Consider the following 20,316-nt stretch of genomic DNA (forward strand, 5'->3'; position numbering starts at 1 on the left):
TTTAATCGCACTTACTTTTAGGTACTCGCAGCTTCTATATTGTTGATTTCTTTCCTTGTATTTCTTTCTTTTTCAAATTTCGGAAACTCTAATTCAATTTTTAGTTGTTAAAAAAGCATTAACTTGTTATTGCTAATTGTTTTGCTGTACGATGTACGGTCAAAGCTTCATTCAACATTATTTCTTATGAGCAACACTACTACCAAATCTACTTCTGCCATTGCTTGGTTTTTATTAATATTATTAGCCTTAGTTTGGGGAAGCTCTTTTATACTTGTCAAAAAAAGTCTTCATGTATTCCAAGCGTCACAAGTAGGTTCACTTCGCATCTTCGCAGCATTTTGCTTTTTTGTCCCTATTTTTTTGTATAATCTCAAAAAAATCCCCTTCAAGGATTGGTATAAATTTCTGATTGTAGGATGTTTAGGAAATCTCTTTCCTGCTTTTCTTTTCTCTTTGGCAGGGACAAAACTAGATAGCGCTATTTCGGGAGCTTTGAACTCAACAACACCTCTTTTTACCTTGGTGATTGGTGGATTATTTTTCAAAAATCGTATTAGCAAACGACAATTCTACGGTATTCTTCTTGGCTTTGTGGGTGCTTTAATGTTGGTTTTGGCAGGAAAAGAAAAAATCTCCATCAACCTGTATGCGTTATTGGTTATTCTGGCAACTCTTTTGTATGGCATCAACCTACAGTTTACCAAAAAATATCTTACCAATATCGGTCTTGACTCTTTGGTAATTACGAGTTGCATTTTTATGACCATTGGACCAGTATCGGGTGTAGTTTTATTCAGTTCAGACTTTGTAGAAAGGCTCTCTATGGAAGGTGCATTGCCAGCTTTGGGTTATGGAGTCTTGCTTGGGGTAATGGGTTCTGCCATTGCAATGGTGTTGTTTAATAGACTGATTCAGATGACTTCAGCCGTTTTGGCGAGTTCAGTTACCTATCTCATTCCAATTGTTGCGATGATATGGGGCGCACTCGACCACGAAGCTATACTTATTGAGCACTATTTAGGTATGTCAATTATTTTAGTTGGTGTATATTTGGTCAATAAAAGTTCGTAACAAAACAAAATTAAAGGAGCCATGTTAAAAGCAAGTGTAAATAATAAGACTTACGATATTCAACAAAATGCCACAGAAACCCTCCTCAACGGAGAACCTTTTGGCTGGGATTTTGCCAAAACACAGGACGGAAATTTCAGTATTTTGTACAAAAACCGTTCGTTCAATGCCGAGGTAATCGAAGCAGATTACGCTAGTAAGAGTTTTGTCTTAAAAATTAATAACTCGGTTTATACGGTTGGCGTAAAAGACCGTTTTGATATTTTGCTTGATCAATTGGGTATGAGCAACGCCGCTTCTTCAAAAGTAAATGACCTCAAAGCACCAATGCCAGGCTTGGTTGTTGATGTTAAAGTTTTGGTTGGGGATGCTGTCAAAAAAGGTGATACTTTATTGATTTTGGAAGCCATGAAAATGGAAAATGTACTAAAAGCTACTGGCGATGGTAAGGTAAAAGCCATCAAAGTAGCTGCACGCGAAAATGTTGAGAAAAATCAAGTAATGATTGAATTTGAATAAAATCATCCGTAAAAAACCTAGATTCAACCATTTACTAACACTTTTGATAAATACTCAATAGCCCAATTACATATTTTGTGTAATTGGGCTATTTTTGTGTGCATGCGAGTTCGCAAATCGCTAAGCTATCAGATTATGGTCCATAAATGAAAAAGTTATTTGTTATTAGTATATCAGTTATTGGATTGCATTCATAATCATAGGGATACTATCCAAGTGAACCAGAGATATACGCTTCATTTAAGCTTTCCTGTTACTTATATGGTGCAGGAATAAAGATAAAAATCATTTAACTTCAAATCGGGGCTATTCCAAACTAAAAAACTTTGTTTATCTTTGCGACCGAAAAAAAAATTCTCATGGACAAACCCAAGTACAAAAGAATTCTTCTTAAGCTCTCAGGTGAAGCCCTCAGTTCAGATGGCGAAGTTCTCGAACCTTCAATTTTGGAGCAATATGCCCAAGAAATCAAGAAAATACACGATTTAGGTGTCGAAGTTGCCATTGTAATCGGTGGCGGTAATATCTTCCGTGGCGCAAGTGCTGCCAAAGTTGGTATCGACCGTGTACAAGGTGATTATATGGGTATGTTGGCTACAGTAATCAACGGTATGGCTATTCAGGCTTCTTTGGAGAAGCATGGCATGTTTACCCGTTTGATGACTGCTGTCAAAATCGAGGCTGTTTGCGAACCTATGATTCGTCGTCGTGCTATTCGTCACCTAGAAAAAGGAAGAATTATTATTCTCAGTGCCGGAACTGGTAACCCTTATTTTACAACTGACTCTGCGGCAGCACTTCGTGCTATCGAAATCGAAGCTGATGTTGTACTCAAAGGAACACGTGTAGATGGTGTATATACTGCTGATCCAGAAAAAGACCCTACAGCTACACGTTATTCACAGCTTTCATTTGCTGAGGCTTTAGGTAAAGGTCTAAAAATTATGGACGCAACAGCGTTTACGCTTTGCCAAGAAAATAAACTCCCTATTATCGTATTCGATATGAACAAACCAGACAACCTTACTAGGCTTGTTCAAGGTGAAGATGTAGGAACTTTTATTAGCTAACAAATAACCTTCAAACATCGGATAGTCCAAAGTAGTTTTACCTTGGGGCTGTCCGATTTTTTTTGAAAGTCTCTAGCGAACTATTTGAATTTCACAACCCACTCATTACAACAAATGGAAGAAATAGAATTTTATCTTGATGCTGCCAAAGAAACAATGGATGGCGCTATGAAGCACCTAACTATTGAGCTAGCCAAGATTCGTGCAGGAAAGGCAACTCCCGCTATGCTCGACGGGATTCAGGTGGAATACTATGGTATGATGACACCGCTAACGGGTGCTGCCTCAATTGCAACGCCTGACGCTCGTACAATCGTAGTGAAGCCTTTTGAGAAAAAAATGATTGCAGAAATTGAAAAGGCTATCCGTAACTCAAATATTGGTCTATCACCAATGAACGATGGTGAGGTAATTCGCTTAAACTTGCCACCAATGACAGAGGAAAGACGTAAAGAATTGGTAAAAAAGGCAAAAACTGAAATCGAAACAGCTAAAGTTAACGTAAGAAAAGTTCGTCAAGACGCGAACGATTCTATCCGTAAATTGAAAAATGATGGGGTCTCTGAGGATGCTATCAAAGCTGGTGAAGAACGTGTACAAAAGCTGACAGACAACTATATCACTAAAGTGGAAGCTGTTTTTGTAGAAAAAGAAAAAGATATTATGTCGGTATAATAGTGATGTTTTGAAACTTTTTCAAGGTATCCTATCCGTGATTATAAGACCGTTTGCACATCATTAGAATGTTCGAACACTAAAACCTCCTTGTTATTTTGTATGTCTAGGCATATAAAAAACAGGAGGTTTTTTATATGCCGTTTCTTTGGAACTCAACCTAGTTTGTACGTACTATTCAATCTTTGAAATCTTCGATTTTAACCATACTCTCAAGGTTCTTCTGTAACCTATATGACTATTTGGATACTTTATCCTTTTCTCTATTTCTTTTCTACACTTTTTTGCTATATTACCTCAATTCTTTTTCAAAAAACCTTTTGACCTCATGCAATTAACAATTACCGATCTCAACAAAACCTACTCGAATGGTGTACATGCCATCAATAATGTTAATCTAACCATCAATCAGGGTATGTTTGGTTTGCTTGGACCAAACGGCGCAGGCAAGTCCTCACTGATGCGTACCATTGCTACCTTACAAGAAGCCGATGCTGGCAGTATCATGTTGGGAGACATTAATGTTCTTACCCAAAAAGATGAGGTGCGTAAAACTCTGGGATACTTACCTCAGGAATTTGGTGTTTATCCCAAAATCGACGCTCTCACTTTACTCGACCATCTTGCGGTATTGAAAGGTATCACCAACAAGTCCGAACGTAAAGAATTAGTAGAATCCCTCTTACAAAAAACCAACCTTTGGGAAGCCCGCACAAAAAATCTAGGAGGCTATTCAGGAGGGATGAAACAGCGTTTCGGTATAGCTCAAGCCCTTATTGCAAGCCCTAAACTTATTATTGTAGACGAACCAACGGCTGGACTAGACCCTGCCGAACGCAACCGTTTTTTGAATTTATTATCTGAATTAGGCGAAAATACCATTGTCATTTTATCAACCCACATTGTTGAGGATGTCAAAGAATTATGTTCTGATATGGCGATTATCAACCGCGGACAAGTTTTATATAAAGGAAATCCCTTTGATGCCATGGCACAATTGGAGGGCAAAGTATGGCAAAAACGCATTACAAAAGCTGAGCTAAATACTTATAAAGAGCATTTTACAGTAATTTCTGATCGTTTGATTGCTGGTACTCCTGTTATCAATGTGCTGGCAGATACTCAGCCAGAAGCTGGTTTTGTAGCGGTAAATCCAGATTTGGAGGATGTGTATTTCGGGAAAATATTTGCCAACGCCTAACTCATTCAAACTATGCTTTTAGAATTTATTAGATTCGAAATTAACTATCGTAAGCGAAGACCTGCGACTTGGATATACTTTTTATTACTCTTTGTGACTGCTATTTTGTTTGTTACTACAGAGCTAAAAGACATTGTAACCCGAAGTGAGCAAATCAAAGAAAATGCTCCCTTTATCATCGCTTTTTTACAAGGAATTGTCTCCTATTTTTTCTGCATGATTACCTCCGCAGTCATGGGCGTAGCAGTTTTAAGAGATTTTGAGTACAATACCGAGGCATTGATGTTTAGCAACCCCATCAAAAAGTTTGACTATCTGATGGGGCGTTTTATTGGCTCATTTTTAGTATTACTCTTTATTTTTTCTGGTTTTTGGATAGGTTTGGCTATCGGAGATTTTTTACCAAACCGCAAAGCTGAAAATTTACTTCCCTTTAATTTGCTGCATTTTATTCAGCCATTTTTTGTCTTAGTAATACCTAATTTACTTTTCACAGGGGCATTATTTTTTGCAGCAGGAGCACTCACTCGCAAATCTGTGATGATTTACACACAGGGGATTATTTTGTTTGTGGTATATAATATTGCCCAACAATTACTCTTTAAAATAGACAACCGTGAATTAGCTAGTTATATCGACCCTTTTGGGATTACAAGTCTCAATACCACCATTCGCTATTGGTCACCTGCCGAACGCAATATGTGGATGATTCCACTTTCGGGGACATTCCTTTACAATCGACTCATTGTTACAGGCTTAGGGCTGATTATTTTAGCTATTACTTACTGGAGTTTTAGTTTCAATGTGGTAAAGAGTTCGCTCTTTAAACCTAAAAAGTCCAAGAAGCAGGAAGAAGTACGCATCAAACCAGAAAATGTTGTTATTCCACAAGTTCAACAATTACTTAATAACAATACCTATTTACGTCAGTTTGGGAGCTTGACAACCTTTTATTACAGAACAATTTTTAAGGAAGTCCCATTTTTGACTATCATCATTTCGGGCTTTGCTTTGTTCATTGCAACAGTCGGTAATACCCAGAGTTGGTTTGGTGTTGGTACCCTACCTACCACTGCCAATATGCTTGGAGCTTTAGGTATTCTAGAGTTTTTCTATTTGGCTATTGCGGTTACTTATGCTGGCGAGCTGGTATGGAAAGAGCGTACTGTCAAATTCAACCTGATTTTTGATTCGATGCCCATCCCTGATTTTATCGGGATATTTAGCAAATTTTTATCGCTAGTGTTGGTATTCTGTACGCTTTTTGTCTTTTTTATTGGGCTGAGTGTACTGGCACAGGCAGTACAAGGTTACTACGATTTTCAGTTATCCGTTTATTTCGGAACATTGTTTTCTTCTACCCTTGTCACCATTATTGAATTTTTACTTTTCTTCTTTTTTATTCAGGTAATAGTCAATGATAAATTTTTGGGTATTGCTATCTCAGTTGGTTTTCTGGTCCTTACGGCAGTACTTTCTCTGATGGGAGTCGAACATCCTCTTTTACAATTTGGAGGACAAAGTTTGGGGCAATACTCTGATATGAATATTTACGGGCATTTTGTGACACCATTTTCATGGATGAGTTCTTACTGGCTTGCCTTTGTTATGATTCTATTTATTGGTGCAACGATTCTCTCAGTACGAGGTGCCGACGAATTGCTCGCAACTCGTATGGCCGCTAGCAATCATCGTTTTAGTAGGCCTTTGCTTATGGTTGCAATTCTTACCACGATAGTTTTGGTAGGCGCTGGTGGGTATATTTTCTACAATACAAATTTCTTGGAAACCTATCGTTCTTCAAAGAATGAGAAAAAACTACGAGCGGATTTTGAGAAAACCTTAAAAAAATATGAGAATGCGCCACAGCCCAAAATCGTAGAGTCCAACCTCAAAGTAGAATTATATCCTTCGAAAAGAAAAATGGAAACTGAAGGTTTTTACTATTTGAAGAATAAAACCCAAAAACCTATTCAGGATATCTATATTTCGTTTACAGCCGACGTAAATGTTGAAAAACTGACATTCAACCAACCTTTTACGAAACAAAAAGAATGGAAAGATTTTCAGTTCACGATTTATCACTTACAAAAAGCCCTTGCCCCACAAGATTCTGTTAAGATGGACTTTAAATTGGCTGTTGGTGCCAAAAGTTTTTTATCAAGTGTTACGGGTACGAATATTGTTTATAATGGTACTTTTTTCAACAATAGCTCCTATTTCCCTCAGCTTGGATACATTGAAGATGCCGAACTCAGCGATAAGGACGACCGAGAAGATAACGGTCTAAAACCCAAGGAAGACCGCTTACCCAATCAGAATGACCCACATGGGCTATCAAGTAATCTTTTCGGTGATGATGCTGATTTAATTAGATTTGCGATGACGATTGGTACAGAATCTGACCAAATTGCCATTGCGCCAGGTTACCTCCAAAAATCTTGGAATGCTAACAACCGTCGCTATTTTAGTTATAGCATGGATCAACCTATGGCCAATTTCTACTCGATAGTTTCGGCAAGGTATGAGGTAAAACGCGAAAAATGGAATGGTATCAATCTGGAGATTTATTATCACAAAGGACACGATAGAAATCTGGATAGAATCATGAATGGTATGAAAAAGGCATTGGGATATTATTCAAAAAACTTCAGTCCATTTCAATACAAACAAATGCGCATCATGGAGTTTCCGAGATATGCATCCTTTGCGCAGTCTTTTGCCAATACGGTTCCGTTTTCTGAAAGTATGGGATTTGTGATGGATATTCAAAAAGACGACCCAGATATTCCGTTTTATGTAACCGCTCACGAACTGGGACATCAATGGTGGGGGCATCAGGTAATCGAAGCCAATGTAAAAGGTAATGGTATGCTTTCAGAATCTTTGTCGGAATACTCAGCCTTGATGGTACTCAAAAATCACGTATCAACCGAGGTAATGCAAAAGTTCATGAAATATAATTTGGACGAATACCTTTACGGTCGTGCCACCGAGCGCAAGAAGGAACAACCTTTGTATTTATGTGAAAATCAGCAATATATCCATTATAATAAAGGCTCTGTGTGCTTGTATGCTTTACAAGATTATATCGGTGAAGAGAAGGTAAATCAAGCCTTGTCGGAATATGCCAAAGACTGGAAATATGCGGGCCCAGATAATCCCAAAAAGCGCTATCCAACAACCTTAGATTTATTATCGTATCTCAAAAAGGCAACACCAGATTCCTTGAAATATCTGATTACTGACCTTTTTGAAACAATCACTTTATACGAAAATAAAACAGACATTGCCACAGCTAAAAAGCTCAAGAATAACACTTACGAGATTACTTTAAAAATCTCTACAGAAAAAAGCCGTGCAGATAAGTCTGGAAATCAGAAAGTAATTAGCATGAATGACTGGATTGATGTGGGCGTTTATGGAAAAGATGCAGCAGGAAATGATAAATTAATATACCTGAAAAAACATCGTTTCAATAAAAAGGAGCAAACGCTCAAACTTACAGTCAAAGAAGAGCCTCTCAAGGCTGGTATAGACCCTATTCATAAGCTAATTGATAAGCATATCATCGATAATGTCAAAAAGGTTTCGATAGAATAAAGAGATGATTAGTCTGTAGTTTTATTACTGGACAAAACGGGTAAGTTTGGTAAGCGGATTTAGACTGCTCAGTCCTTTAACCAGTTTAAAACTGGTTAAAGGACTAAGTCCAAGACAAAGTCTTGAACTAGGAACGCCCATTTTGTCCAGTAATCAACTATTGAATACTAATTTTTATCATAAACATTTTTACAAAAACCTATCTATCAACACATTACAAAACACAATATCATCAAATTAGAGAAACCTTTTCTGAAGAGTGCAGAAGTCTTGCTGAAGAATTGTATTTTTGCACCCTAATTCCTCAAAGCGTATGCAAATTCCACAATATCGACAACTATACGAGAGCCTTCGACATCAGATTATTTCGGGTATTTATCAGCAAGATGATTTATTGCCATCCGAAAATCAGTTAGCCGATTTGCATCAAATCACTCGTATGACTGTTCGACAAGCCCTCAACGAGCTTGTGAAGGATGGCTATATCCGCAAGCAAAAGGGAAAAGGAAGTTTTGTGAATCTTCGACGCAAAACGGTGGGATTATTGGCTTTTAGAGACCCCAAGCAACTCAATACCAACGAAGAAGTAGCTCTACAATCTAAAATCATCGGTAGACCGTCCATTCAGGCATGGGATCCCGCTTTTTTCTTTCCTATCTCAGAAGCAGAACGACAAGCAGGCTGTATCGTTGCGATGAATCTACACCATTCGCAAACTACACCCGTGATGTTTGAGTACTATTATTTGCCCAATATCAACCTTCCTGGTTTTATCATGACACCCTTTGTCAATGATTCTATTATGGAATCATTGCGTGTGAATTATCACGTAGAAGCCTCAGGTGTCGAGCAAGAAGTATCCTGTGTATTGGCAAAAGCGCAAGAAGCACAATTCTTGAAAGTCAGTGTGGGTAGCCCACTCGTATATGTATGGCGCCGATACACCACCAATCGCATGGGATATTATTTCTACAGCGTTTCTTTTTGCAATACACAACAGTATTCGTTGAGTAGTTTGATAGTGTAAGCAATTGTAAGTGCAGAGTTAAGAATTGAGGATTAGAACTTTGCTGTCTATTTCGGATATCGGATGTTGGATTTCGGAAGTGTAATCTTTTATTTTTTGTAAAAAATAGAGGAATTTCCCTTTATTTCCGAAATCAGAAATCACATTTATAAAATCAAAATACCTGTTCTTAGTAATTATTTTAGTTTCTATGTTTTACCTGTTATACTAACTCCATGTTTTCAAAACTTCATTTACTCCTTATTACACTGACCCTTTTAAGTTATCCTATTCATGCACAAGTTATAAAAGGGAAAGTCGTTGATTCTAAAACCAACCTTGGTATTTCTTTTGCCAATGTCTATAATCCAAACACCAATGTAGGTATTCACACCGATGAAGAAGGGCTCTTTTATTGGTCTATTCAGAAACAAAATGACTCGGTGGCGGTGTCTTGTGTAGGTTATAAAACAAAAATACTTTCTTCTAAAAACTTCAAAAAAGATACTACTAATCTCATTTTTCTAGAAGAACTCAACATCGAGTTGGGTGAAATAACCTTTAAAGCAAAAAAGGCCAAGAAAGGATATGATGTAGAATTAGGCTATTACCATACCAAACCACATGGACATTCAAAATGGAGACCAGGTGGCATATCAAAGTTAGAAATGTACGTGGTGCATATACCCAATAACGAGGGAATCGATGGTTTCTTAAAAAATGTACAGTATGATATTGATGGTTTTAGGAACTTTACTGAGAGACCGAAAGCTCGAATTAGAGTCCAGAAAGTTGATCCCATTACAGGTCTTCCTTCAACAGATCTACTAACTGAAAATCTGATGATAAATTTCACTAGATTTTCAAATAACCTAGAAATAGATATTAGTAAATATCAAATCCCATTTTCAAAGGAAGGCGTATTTGTGGGACTTGAAATATTTTGTCATTCGGAGTGGCGATTGGACAAAAATAATATATCACAAGAGAAATCGAATTGTCCCTATATTCCTAACACAAGGATAGATTCTGAAAAAGATTCAGGCAAAAGTTATTACTGGACTTTTCACAGCGGCAAATGGAAGTGGGTCTGTATCACCGATGGGTCTGTATTTCAAAAAGGTCTTATGTATAAATTCGGAGTTACCGTTACAGCTTTTGAATAGATTTTACTTTTAGGGTGCGACTAAAGTCGCCCCCTAAAAGTAAGCGCATATTTATCCTTTCTTAATCTATCGAAGTATAAAGCTATCTCTTACAAAACATAAGTAGATAAAACCTTATAAACATCGTTGATATTTTCGCCTTTTCTAAATTCTTTAATGAGTGGCGCATCGCTTCCTTTTACCCAAATAATTAGCTCTGCATCCAAATCTAGCAAACCATTACTTCTTTTCGAAAAATGGTTAATGCTTTTGTATGGAATGGTATGAAAGTCTACTTTCGAACCTGTCAAACCTTGTTTATCTACCAAAATCAATCTTTTGTTGGTAAATACAAACATATCTCGAATCAATCGAAAAGACTTTACAACTTCTTCACCTTGAATCAAAATTGGTGCAAACTCTTCAGCAACTTTATGCGAGGAAACCTCCGAGGCGTTTCCCATCAATGCATCAAATAATCCCATAATTTTCTTAGTTTTTAGAGTGAATAAATATTGAGGCTCTAGGCTTTATGCCGTAGGAATTAGATAAAAATGTATTAATGATTATATTATTTTCACTTACAAAAAACAATGCTATGATTACCAGCAACTTACACCTACAATTCACAATTCATCACTCACAATTCATCATTCACCTCTCACAATTCCTCCGATGAATCAAAATCCTCTGAAATCAATTTACGTAATTGTTGATGCGGGCGTAATTGTGGTTTACGACTAAACAATGCCTTTTCTGGTGACGAAGACTTCGCTTTACTCGCGAGATTCGAGGTAGTAAAATAGCTTTCTCGAACAAATTGCGACAATTCTTCATCATTAATCGCATCGCGCACCATCGAGCCTTTTCCAAAACCATCGTTGTATGAAGCAATTCGAGCATCAGTCTCCGATAGTCTCATTCCTTCGTAAATTTCTTTAATTTCTTGTAAAAGATTAGCTCTCTCTTTTTCCAAGGCTTGAAAATCATCTACGAGTTGTAAATCATTTTCGAGAATATTTTTCTGAATTAAATGCTCAGCCAGCGCTTCATCTTCTGCCTTGATTTGAGGGAGAAGACTATTTCGTTGTTTATTCAGACGCTTAAGTTGTGGGTCGATTTGTAGCCAACGATACCAATAACACTGCAACACAGGAAAGGCAATTCCCAAACAGATCGCACCTGCTAAAGCAAATAATACGCCTGACAAAACAAATGAAGCTAAAGCCCAAGGACTATTCACCAAGTCCTGATTAAGGGCGTCAAAGCTACGCATTTTCGCCTCTATCTGCGCCTGAACCGCAGGCGGTGGTGGGGCAGTTGGATTGAGCGGGTCAAAAACTTGATTATTAAGATTTTTTATTGCCTTATTAATACCCTCTTTCATTTTATCGGTTTTGTAAGCTTCATATCTAAACCAACCCAACACAAAGAGAGTCACCACGGCAAAAACCACCGTTACACCTTTAAACCATGCATAAGTCTTTTTAGCTTTTGCACTTTCCCCATCTGAATACGGCGATTCAATCAAGCGTTCGTAAGCAGGTTTGAGTAAAATAGAAACCATAGCTAAACCAACCGCAAAAGACCAAGCCTCTACCGTATTGTGAATATTAAGCGCATAGGCCACAATCTCGTGAGAGATAATCAAATCGCCAGCGACGAAAGAAACACCCGCGATAAAGTAAATAATACCCGCAAAAAGTGAATATTTATGAGCAGCGGTGAGACGGCGCTTTTCGAGTTGGTGCTTTTTTCATCTATTTCAAAAAGCGCCGACTCTAGGCGTTCTTTGTTTTTACCTGCCAAACCCACTTTCAATACTCTATCCTGAAGCGCATCAAAAGCTGATTTGTAAGCTGACTTTGCATGAGCAATTTTTTCCTCAAGCTTATTTAACTCTTGTTTTTGTTCCTGAAGCTGTTTATCAAGCCATTCAAAATTGACTTGACTTGATAAATATCCTTCATAATTATTTTTATCTACCGATTCCAATCCACTGGTATAACCATGTTGGAAATCATATTTTTCGGCATGAGATTTATTTTCTTCCATCATTTTTCCCTATTAAAATTCCTCTTCCTCCTCTCCTAGCATCGACTGTATATCTTTCTGAGAGATACGACTTCGATAATTTAAAGCCAAGTGATATTCACTTTCAAAAACTTTGATAAGCATATCTCTATGCGCATTCAGACGGGTACGCTCTGCGATATATCGGCTCAGTTCAGGTAAAATCGATTGTTTCTCGGCACGATATTCCTTGATTTCAACTTTATGAAGTTCAATCTCTTTTTCCCATTCAGCTACTTTTTTTACCTTATCTTGTTGTAATTGATTTCGTTTTTGGAAAATAGTCAAATCATCTTTCAGCACTGCCAAATTACCCAACAGAAGTTTACCCGAAAACATAAATAAGAAAAAGATAAAAGCAAACAACGCCCAAGCATTCAATGCGGGTTGAGAGGCATAAATTTGAGCAAATACAAAAAATGCAGAAGCCAAAGGCATACCAATTTCCTCAAGGATTTTACGCCAATTACTTTGTCGGGCATCGTCGTGTAAAAATGAGATTCGACCAAACAAATTGAACATCCCTGCCATAAATACGCCCAAAGCAATCAATTTATTTTGTTCAAAGTGTCCACGAAGTGCTTCTTCTATCAAAAAATAATTGCCCACAGCAATTCCAATCGCCAACGAAAGTCCTGTGATGGTTCTAGGTAAATGATGTTGCTCGGTGAATTCTTTTTCTTTGAGAAGCTCTATTTTACGCTCTAATTCTTTTACCAGACCTTCTTTTTCATTGATCCAGTAATTCAATTCTCCGATTTTCTCCTCACGGTGTTCAATCAGCTTTTCGGTATCGGCAGTTTGTTGATGAAAATAACTTCGAATAATTGAAATTTTTTCTTCAGGGTTTGAGCCAGAAAGTCCAAAAATCACCCCTTCATCACGCAGAATATCCTCATTAATCAACCAGTCAGGTTGGTTAATTGATGATACTTTTATTTTTTCTGACGACGCAACAGGGATTACCTCCACTACAGGAGAAGCTTCAAAAGACTGTACTTCAGCAATTTGCTCACTTTGCTCTACTATCTCCTCTTTATGTTGTTTTACAAAAACATTCTTTATTTTATCAAAAATCGACATACTTCACACTTTCTATAAAAATCAAAACAATTCGAATATGATAAAAAAAAACCTTTTTACCCAACAAAATAGGAAGAGCGGAGCGATAAGATGCTCATCTGCGAATAGTTTATTGATAAGAATAAGTATCATATAGCTCACCACTCATTTAACCCAAAGCCATATTTTCAAACTATCAAATCTTCAAATCAACCAAATACTAAATTTTCAAATTAAACCTCATTTTCAAATCTTGAAATCATCATATCTTCAAATTAAACACTACCATTTCTTTCTTTTTTTCTGCCAAAGAAAAATTGGAAGTAGTAACAAAAAGATACCAACAAATAGTAAAGTAATTTCAGGATTGTAGTAAATGATGGCAATCATACATACCACCGAAAGCACCAAAGCTATAATCGGAAACCAAGGATATAAAGGAGCTTTAAAAGGTTTTTCGAGCGCAGGTTCACGCATACGTAATACCAGCAAGCTAACCATACTTACAGCATACATTACCACCGCCCCAAGTCCTGACATGATGATAATCTTGTCGGTAGTCCCTGTAAAAATCGCCAAAAAGCCAATCAAACCGCCAGCGATGAGCGCCCAGTGCGGGGTTTGGTATTTCTTATTGACAGCAGATAAAAATTCAGGCAAATACCCTTCACGAGCAAGCGCATAAATCTGGCGAGAATAACTAATTGTATTGCAGTGAAAAGAGGCGATTAAGCCAAATAAGCCAAGACTAGCAAAGATTTTGGACAAAGCATTTTTTTCGCCCAAAGCCATTGACAAAGCCTCTGGAATAGGGTGATCGAGACTAATCAATCTGCGCCAATCACCCACACCAGCACTCAAAATCATCACACCAAGTGCTAATACAACCAAAGTCACAATACTAGTAATATAGCCAATTGGAATAGTTTTATGTGGATTTTTGACCTCCTCTGCTACCATAGCGACTCCTTCAATTGCCACAAAAAACCATAAGGCAAAGGGAATACCAGCAAATATCCCATCGGCAGTAATATGTTCAGGATTATGGGCAACAAAATTTTCATATTTGAAATAAGGCGTTATCACTGCCATAAACACGACCAATTCTAGCACCGAAAGAATGGTAACAATCAATGAAAACTGAGCAGATTCTTTTATGCCAAACCAGTTGATAGCGATAAAAATGACATACATACCCAATGCCGTTGGCACAACAGGAATCGCTGGATTAAGGAAATTGGTATAACTGCCTAATGCATAAGCAATGGCAGGAGGTGCCAACAAAAAATCTACCAAGGTGGCATAACCTGCAATAAATCCGCCCCAAGGTCCCATAGCTCGCCGTGCATAGGCGAATGCTCCGCCCGCATGAGGAATAGAGGTAGTCAACTCGGTATAGGAAAATATAAATGTGATATACATGACGGTCACCAACAATGTTGATACCAAGAAACCTATCGTTCCTGAAGTTTGCCAGCCATAATTCCAGCCAAAGTATTCACCCGAAATAACCAATCCAACGGCGATACTCCAAAGTTGAATAGCATTGATTGCTTTTTTAAGTGTAGGTTGCGAGGTTTGACTTACTGTTGTTTCTTCCATCATGAATAAATTTTATAAAAATACCAAGTTGTTTCAAAAAGGGCATTAAACAAAAATTACAAAAAAAACCCTAGAATTCAAACCTGAACTCTAGGGTTTTACAAAGAATTAATCTTTTGGATACGGAAAAAGACCTTATCTGGATGAATTATGCTTCTACTTTCAAAATCTGATTTAATTTTTCAATCACATAATCAATTTCTTCAATTGTATTATACTTAGAAAAAGAGAATCTCACCGATGGACGATTTGGATCAGCACCAATACCTCCAAGCACATGAGAACCAATATTTGAACCACTCGTGCAAGCACTACCACCAGAGGCAGAAATCTTGTTAATGTCCAAATTAAATAAGAACATATCTGCTTCTTCAGAAGGTGGGAAACTTACATTAAGTACTGTGTACAAGCTTTTTTCCAAATTATCAGAATCACCATTAAATTGAATATCATCAAAAGATGTCTTCAGTTTTTCAATCATATAGGATTTTACTGATTCGATATGCTTGCGGTGAGCATCCATATCGTTATAGGCAATTTCCAAAGCTTTTGCCAAACCAATAATACCATACACATTTTCGGTACCTCCACGCATATTACGCTCTTGCGAACCACCATGAATAAATGGATGAATCTTTTTATCAGCATTAATGTATAGAAAACCAGCCCCTTTAGGTCCATGGAATTTATGACCTGCCCCAACAATAAAATCGATATTGAGCTTCTGCAAATCATGTTTGTAGTGCCCCATTGTTTGTACTGTATCAGAATGAAAAGTAGCGCCATACTCTTTACACAACTCCCCTACCTTCTCCATATCCAACAAATTACCAATTTCGTTATTGCCATGCATCAACGACACCAATGTATTAGGATTTGTCTTCAATAACTCCTCTAGGTGATTCAAGTCGATGTGACCTTTTTCATCCACATTGACTAAGCTCAACTTAATTTTACCAATCTTTTGTAAATGCTCCAAGGTATGCAACACGGCATGGTGCTCAAGCGACGACGTTACGGCATGTTTGATACCATACTCTTCAATCGAGCAAGCAATCGCTGTATTATCAGCTTCTGTACCACCAGAAGTAAAGAAAATCTCTGCAGGAGAAGTATTCAAAAGACCAGCAACAGTTTTACGCGCACGTTCAATCGCATTACGTACCTCACGTCCATGTGCATGAATCGATGACGGATTACCGAAGTTTTTTTCCATCATTGGTAACATTGCCTCAATTACTGCTCTGTCGAGCGGTGTGGTAGCGGCATTGTCCAAATAAACACGTTGTTGTATCATATTAATTTGGTTGGGGAAATGTGTGAGTCAAATAAATGACTCATATAAAAGGGTTGAAAATATTTGTTGATAAATAAGGGCTTATTAAAATTTCGGATATTGGATTAGGAGTGTACGAAGGATTTCAAACACTACATAACGCTAAAAACTCTACCATTTCTCTATGCTTACTTGGAAAAGGTATAAATACAAAATGTCAGAAGGGCTACTTCTGACATTTTGTATTTATACCGGTAAAGAACCCCAAAATGACTACATCGTAGCAGCCACTACCTCTTTGATATCGCTGATGAGTTTTTTTGCTAAATTTTCAGCCTTCGTCATAGAATCTGACTCTGAGTAAATACGAATGATTGGTTCTGTATTTGACTTACGCAAATGTACCCATTCTTTATCAAAATCTATTCGAACACCATCAATTGCATTGATAGGATTTTTAGCATATTTCTTTTTCACAGCTTCAAGTACCTCATCAACATTAATATCAGCAGTAAGCTCGATTTTGTTTTTTGAGATATAATACTCTGGATATCCTTTACGCATAACCGAAATCTTTTTGCCAGATTTAGCCAAATGCGTTAAGAATAGCGCAATACCTACCAAAGCATCACGTCCATAGTGTAACTCTGGATAAATAATACCGCCGTTACCTTCGCCACCAATGATAGCCTTCGAAGATTTCATCAACGTTACAACATTAACTTCTCCTACTGCCGAAGCGTAATATTTATTGCCGTGTTTTTCCGTCACATCACGTAAAGCACGGGTTGATGATAAATTGGAAACAGTATTTCCTTTTGTATGCTGGAGAATATAATCAGCCACTGCAACAAGTGTATATTCTTCACCAAAAGGAGAGGCATCTTCACAGAAAAAACACAAACGGTCAACGTCTGGATCTACGACAATACCAAGGTCATATTTCGTTTTTTCGATGGCCTTAGTAATATCAGTTAAGTTTTCTGGAAGTGGCTCAGGGTTGTGAGCAAAATTACCAGTAGGCTCACAATGTAATTTTGTAATTTGGGTTACACCGAGTGCTTCAAGCAACATCGGAACCGCAATACCACCTGTAGAGTTTACTGCATCTACAATTACTTTAAAATTTCGTTCTTTGATGGCTTCTTTATCCACTAAAGGTAAAGCCAAAATCATGTCGATGTGTTTCTTAATCCAAGTGTCATCTTGAGCATAAGAACCTAATTTTTTCACATCTACAAAATCAAAATCTTCAGCCTCTGCGATAGCTAATAGCGCTTCACCATCAGCTCCTGAAATAAATTCTCCGACTTCATTCAATAGTTTCAAGGCGTTCCATTGAATCGGATTATGACTTGCTGTAAGGATAATACCTCCTGCCGCATTTTCTACGGGCACTGCTACTTCAACTGTCGGAGTTGTAGAAAGACCTAAATCTAGGACATCTAGTCCAAGTCCTTGTAAAGTACCAACCACCAACTTAGATACCATATCGCCAGACAAACGTGCATCACGCCCCAAGACAATTTTTTTATTGCTAGGGTTTTTACGTTTAAGCCAAGTACCATAAGCGGCCGTAAACTTCACTACATCTAAGGGTGTAAGGGCATCCCCTGCCTTTCCTCCGATAGTTCCTCTAATTCCTGATATAGATTTAATTAATGTCACGTTAGCGATGGGAGGTTTAATGGATTATTAAAACACGTCGAGTGTGTTAGAAAATTATTAATTCATGAGCAAATTCTGTGCAAATCTAATATAATTTGAAGAAATTTTGCCTTAATACAACCAAGTTAAAACGGATTCTACAGAAAAGATAGTATTCGGTCGTACTTATTTTGTTGAACAGATTTTATCACAAAACTCGTTCCAAAAACAACAGATTTTACTCAATGAAATGGATAGAAATCCTATAAAATGAAAAAGCCTCTCAAGCGAACTTGAGAGGCTTTTGTTAACCCACTAGGATTCGAACCTAGACTAGCAGAACCAAAATCTGATGTGCTACCCTTACACCATGGGTCAATACACACTTTAAAATTAATAACTGTTAGCTTTTAGCTGAACAAAGAATCACGAATGATTTCCTAATTTAATGTTAACCGACATGGATTCGAACCATGAATGACGGTACCAAAAACCGTAGTGTTACCGTTACACCATCGGTCAATCTAATTCATTGTTGTGCTGACTTGAAAATAAAACCTCTCCAATTAAATGGATTAAAAAGAGAGGTTTTGTTAACCGACATGGATTCGAACCATGAATGACGGTACCAAAAACCGTAGTGTTACCGTTACACCATCGGTCAGTACAACTGAATTGTGGTGCAAAATTAGGGCGTTTTATTTTGTTTGTCAAGTCCTTTTTCAAAAAAAATAAACAAAATTTATAACACCCACTTTAAGTCACTGACTATTTGAAGCTTACCAGCACAAAAAAAATGATTTTTTTGTGTGCTGGTATCTCTTTTACAACACTACACCACTAGTTTCAGCAGTAGGTGCTATTTTTTTCACTAAGCCTTGTAATACTTTACCTGGGCCACACTCTACAAAACTAGTTGCGCCATCAGCTACCATATTTTGCACAGATTGAGTCCATTTGACAGCACCCGTCAACTGAGCAATCAAGTTCGCTTTGATCGTAGCAACATCCGTTGAAGACTGTGCATTTACGTTTTGGTAAATTGGACAAACTGGCGCGTTGAAATTGGTAGCTTCGATAGCAGCAGCTAATTCTTCACGAGCAGGTTCCATCAATGGTGAGTGGAATGCTCCACCTACAGGAAGAAGCAATACACGCTTTGCACCTGCTTCTTTTAATTTTTCGCCAGCCAAAGCAACGCCTTCGTTGGTTCCCGAAATTACTACTTGCCCTGGGCAGTTATAATTAGCAGCAACTACTACGTCGTCAACTGAAGCACAAATATCTTCGATTACATTATCTGCTAAGTTCAAAACGGCTGCCATAGTTGAAGGATTAGCTTCACACGCTTTTTGCATAGCCAATGCACGCTTAGAAACTAATACCAAGCCATCTTCAAAGCTCAAAGCTCCAGCAGCAACCAATGCAGAGAATTCGCCTAGCGAGTGACCTGCAACCATATCAGGCTGGAAATCTGGTGTTTCTTTGGCTAAAATTACAGAGTGAAGAAAAATAGCAGGTTGCGTTACTTTCGTTTGTTTTAACTCTTCGTCAGTTCCATTGAACATAACATCAGTAATGCTAAAACCTAAAATTTCGTTAGCTTTTTCAAATAATGCCTTTGCTGATTCTGATTTTTCGTAAAGGTCTTTGCCCATACCAATAAATTGAGAACCTTGACCTGGGAAAACGTATGCTTTCATTCTTAGGAATTTTTATGATATATGATTTAGTACTAGTGGAAACAAAAGACTCTGTTTAATAAATTAAAACAAGTTTTATGTATTATCTCCACAATTGTCTGAGAAAAAGGGCTTAAGCTAATTCTCAAATAATTGCCTTTGAACCGCTCCTCTTAACGAAGGTGTTTTCAAAGAAGTCCGCAAAAATACTACTTCAAGTTCTACATCTCCCAATTCTAGGCCAAAAACCTTTCACGTAGCTCTGGATTTGGCAAACGACACGCATCTGATTTCCCAAAAATTCGGTATCTATTCTTCGCAACCAAGTCATAAATCATATCTCTAACAACTCGTGGAACCCATCTCAAAAAATACAACCACTTCCAAACTCCATCCAAATGCCTCGCTATATGAAGTGCAGCATCAGATTTCTCAAATACTCGTCCATTTTTTACTAACAAAACAGAATCAAAATCTTTTTTATTTCGAGAAAACTGAGCCAAATATTGTTGTCCCACCTCTGATTGCAAGGATGCAAATTTGAATCGTTTTTGTGAATCGTGATCAATGACAAAATTGATTGAGGAATTACAAAAATTACACACCCCATCAAACAGGATAAGGTCATAAGAATGTTGTTTTAGAGCGTCTTCGTTCATAGCTTTATAAACTTTATATCTT

The 20,316-nt window shown here is 37.5% G+C and carries 17 protein-coding genes and 3 tRNA genes; 8 read left to right on the forward strand and 12 right to left on the reverse strand.

Translation table 11 applies throughout. The annotated features are described in order from the left end of the window. The first annotated feature begins 186 nt into the window (after window positions 1–186). The 8 genes from BWI92_RS08100 (at window position 187) to BWI92_RS08135 (ending at window position 10,314) form a co-directional block, all read left to right on the forward strand. Entirely contained in the window at window positions 187–1,074 is an 888-nt protein-coding gene (locus tag BWI92_RS08100) for a DMT family transporter (RefSeq protein WP_095161745.1), read from the forward strand. Window positions 1,075–1,095: 21 nt separating this feature from the next. Next, window positions 1,096–1,593, forward strand: coding sequence for an acetyl-CoA carboxylase biotin carboxyl carrier protein subunit (locus BWI92_RS08105; RefSeq protein ID WP_095161746.1), 498 nt, complete (start codon window positions 1,096–1,098; stop codon window positions 1,591–1,593). Window positions 1,594–1,952: 359 nt separating this feature from the next. Continuing rightward, window positions 1,953–2,663 (forward strand): UMP kinase, encoded by a 711-nt coding sequence (pyrH, locus tag BWI92_RS08110; RefSeq protein WP_095162017.1) that lies wholly within the window; start codon window positions 1,953–1,955, stop codon window positions 2,661–2,663. Between the two features lie 114 nt (window positions 2,664–2,777). After that, window positions 2,778–3,338 (forward strand): ribosome recycling factor, encoded by a 561-nt coding sequence (gene frr, locus BWI92_RS08115; RefSeq protein ID WP_095161748.1) that lies wholly within the window; start codon window positions 2,778–2,780, stop codon window positions 3,336–3,338. A 328-nt stretch (window positions 3,339–3,666) separates the two neighbouring features. Next, window positions 3,667–4,539 carry an ABC transporter ATP-binding protein gene (locus BWI92_RS08120; RefSeq protein ID WP_095161749.1) on the forward strand — a complete coding sequence of 291 codons (873 nt, stop codon included), beginning with the start codon at window positions 3,667–3,669 and terminating at the stop codon, window positions 4,537–4,539. Between the two features lie 12 nt (window positions 4,540–4,551). Continuing rightward, window positions 4,552–8,142 carry a M1 family aminopeptidase gene (locus tag BWI92_RS08125; protein ID WP_095161751.1) on the forward strand — a complete coding sequence of 1,197 codons (3,591 nt, stop codon included), beginning with the start codon at window positions 4,552–4,554 and terminating at the stop codon, window positions 8,140–8,142. A 313-nt stretch (window positions 8,143–8,455) separates the two neighbouring features. Then, window positions 8,456–9,169 carry a GntR family transcriptional regulator gene (locus BWI92_RS08130; protein ID WP_095161793.1) on the forward strand — a complete coding sequence of 238 codons (714 nt, stop codon included), beginning with the start codon at window positions 8,456–8,458 and terminating at the stop codon, window positions 9,167–9,169. A gap of 215 nt (window positions 9,170–9,384) precedes the next feature. After that, window positions 9,385–10,314, forward strand: a complete 930-nt coding sequence (locus BWI92_RS08135) for a carboxypeptidase-like regulatory domain-containing protein (protein ID WP_095161795.1) — start codon at window positions 9,385–9,387, stop codon at window positions 10,312–10,314. 89 nt (window positions 10,315–10,403) lie between these two features. Here BWI92_RS08135 and BWI92_RS08140 read toward each other — a convergent pair whose 3' ends face one another. The 12 genes from BWI92_RS08140 to BWI92_RS08195 all read right to left on the reverse strand — a co-directional run bounded on the left by BWI92_RS08140 (window position 10,404) and on the right by BWI92_RS08195 (window position 20,294). After that, a complete protein-coding gene (locus BWI92_RS08140) occupies window positions 10,404–10,778 on the reverse strand; it encodes a PH domain-containing protein (RefSeq protein WP_095161797.1) in 375 nt (124 codons plus the stop codon). Window positions 10,779–10,954: 176 nt separating this feature from the next. Beyond that, window positions 10,955–11,944, reverse strand: coding sequence for a hypothetical protein (locus BWI92_RS08145; protein ID WP_141234720.1), 990 nt, complete (start codon window positions 11,942–11,944; stop codon window positions 10,955–10,957). Continuing rightward, a complete protein-coding gene (locus BWI92_RS08150; RefSeq protein WP_141234721.1) occupies window positions 11,941–12,351 on the reverse strand; it encodes a hypothetical protein in 411 nt (136 codons plus the stop codon). Before BWI92_RS08150 ends, BWI92_RS08145 begins: the two co-directional genes overlap by 4 nt. A 9-nt stretch (window positions 12,352–12,360) precedes the next feature. After that, window positions 12,361–13,449: a hypothetical protein gene (locus BWI92_RS08155; protein WP_095161802.1), complete on the reverse strand. Its 1,089-nt coding sequence runs from the start codon at window positions 13,447–13,449 to the stop codon at window positions 12,361–12,363. 261 nt (window positions 13,450–13,710) lie between these two features. Beyond that, window positions 13,711–15,033, reverse strand: a complete 1,323-nt coding sequence (eat, locus tag BWI92_RS08160; protein ID WP_229362833.1) for an ethanolamine permease — start codon at window positions 15,031–15,033, stop codon at window positions 13,711–13,713. 145 nt (window positions 15,034–15,178) lie between these two features. After that, window positions 15,179–16,327, reverse strand: coding sequence for a cysteine desulfurase family protein (locus BWI92_RS08165; protein WP_095161806.1), 1,149 nt, complete (start codon window positions 16,325–16,327; stop codon window positions 15,179–15,181). Between the two features lie 252 nt (window positions 16,328–16,579). After that, on the reverse strand, window positions 16,580–17,974 hold the full coding sequence (glmM, locus tag BWI92_RS08170) for a phosphoglucosamine mutase (RefSeq protein ID WP_095161808.1): 1,395 nt from the start codon (window positions 17,972–17,974) through the stop codon (window positions 16,580–16,582). 286 nt (window positions 17,975–18,260) lie between these two features. After that, window positions 18,261–18,331 (reverse strand) — tRNA-Gln (locus tag BWI92_RS08175). A 73-nt stretch (window positions 18,332–18,404) separates the two neighbouring features. Next, a tRNA-Gln gene (locus tag BWI92_RS08180) sits at window positions 18,405–18,475 on the reverse strand. A 71-nt stretch (window positions 18,476–18,546) separates the two neighbouring features. Beyond that, window positions 18,547–18,617 (reverse strand) — tRNA-Gln (locus BWI92_RS08185). Window positions 18,618–18,777: 160 nt separating this feature from the next. Beyond that, window positions 18,778–19,656: an ACP S-malonyltransferase gene (gene fabD / locus BWI92_RS08190; RefSeq protein ID WP_095161810.1), complete on the reverse strand. Its 879-nt coding sequence runs from the start codon at window positions 19,654–19,656 to the stop codon at window positions 18,778–18,780. A 215-nt stretch (window positions 19,657–19,871) separates the two neighbouring features. After that, window positions 19,872–20,294 carry a thiol-disulfide oxidoreductase DCC family protein gene (locus BWI92_RS08195; RefSeq protein ID WP_095161812.1) on the reverse strand — a complete coding sequence of 141 codons (423 nt, stop codon included), beginning with the start codon at window positions 20,292–20,294 and terminating at the stop codon, window positions 19,872–19,874. Between the last annotated feature and the right edge of the window lie 22 nt (window positions 20,295–20,316).

Origin of the sequence: Flectobacillus sp. BAB-3569 (assembly GCF_002270355.1) — a bacterium.
GTDB lineage: Bacteria > Bacteroidota > Bacteroidia > Cytophagales > Spirosomataceae > Flectobacillus > Flectobacillus roseus.

Excerpts from the sequence above, each read along its gene's own strand:
- BWI92_RS08100 (WP_095161745.1), top strand. The coding sequence starts at position 187 with ATGAGCAACACTACTACCAAATCTACTTCTGCCATTGCTTGGTTTTTA.
- BWI92_RS08105 (WP_095161746.1), top strand. The coding sequence starts at position 1,096 with ATGTTAAAAGCAAGTGTAAATAATAAGACTTACGATATTCAACAAAAT.
- pyrH (WP_095162017.1), top strand. The coding sequence starts at position 1,953 with ATGGACAAACCCAAGTACAAAAGAATTCTTCTTAAGCTCTCAGGTGAA.
- frr (WP_095161748.1), top strand. The coding sequence starts at position 2,778 with ATGGAAGAAATAGAATTTTATCTTGATGCTGCCAAAGAAACAATGGAT.
- BWI92_RS08120 (WP_095161749.1), top strand. The coding sequence starts at position 3,667 with ATGCAATTAACAATTACCGATCTCAACAAAACCTACTCGAATGGTGTA.
- BWI92_RS08125 (WP_095161751.1), top strand. The coding sequence starts at position 4,552 with ATGCTTTTAGAATTTATTAGATTCGAAATTAACTATCGTAAGCGAAGA.
- BWI92_RS08130 (WP_095161793.1), top strand. The coding sequence starts at position 8,456 with ATGCAAATTCCACAATATCGACAACTATACGAGAGCCTTCGACATCAG.
- BWI92_RS08135 (WP_095161795.1), top strand. The coding sequence starts at position 9,385 with ATGTTTTCAAAACTTCATTTACTCCTTATTACACTGACCCTTTTAAGT.
- BWI92_RS08140 (WP_095161797.1), bottom strand. The coding sequence starts at position 10,778 with ATGGGATTATTTGATGCATTGATGGGAAACGCCTCGGAGGTTTCCTCG.
- BWI92_RS08150 (WP_141234721.1), bottom strand. The coding sequence starts at position 12,351 with ATGATGGAAGAAAATAAATCTCATGCCGAAAAATATGATTTCCAACAT.
- BWI92_RS08155 (WP_095161802.1), bottom strand. The coding sequence starts at position 13,449 with ATGTCGATTTTTGATAAAATAAAGAATGTTTTTGTAAAACAACATAAA.
- eat (WP_229362833.1), bottom strand. The coding sequence starts at position 15,033 with ATGATGGAAGAAACAACAGTAAGTCAAACCTCGCAACCTACACTTAAA.
- BWI92_RS08165 (WP_095161806.1), bottom strand. The coding sequence starts at position 16,327 with ATGATACAACAACGTGTTTATTTGGACAATGCCGCTACCACACCGCTC.
- fabD (WP_095161810.1), bottom strand. The coding sequence starts at position 19,656 with ATGAAAGCATACGTTTTCCCAGGTCAAGGTTCTCAATTTATTGGTATG.
- BWI92_RS08195 (WP_095161812.1), bottom strand. The coding sequence starts at position 20,294 with ATGAACGAAGACGCTCTAAAACAACATTCTTATGACCTTATCCTGTTT.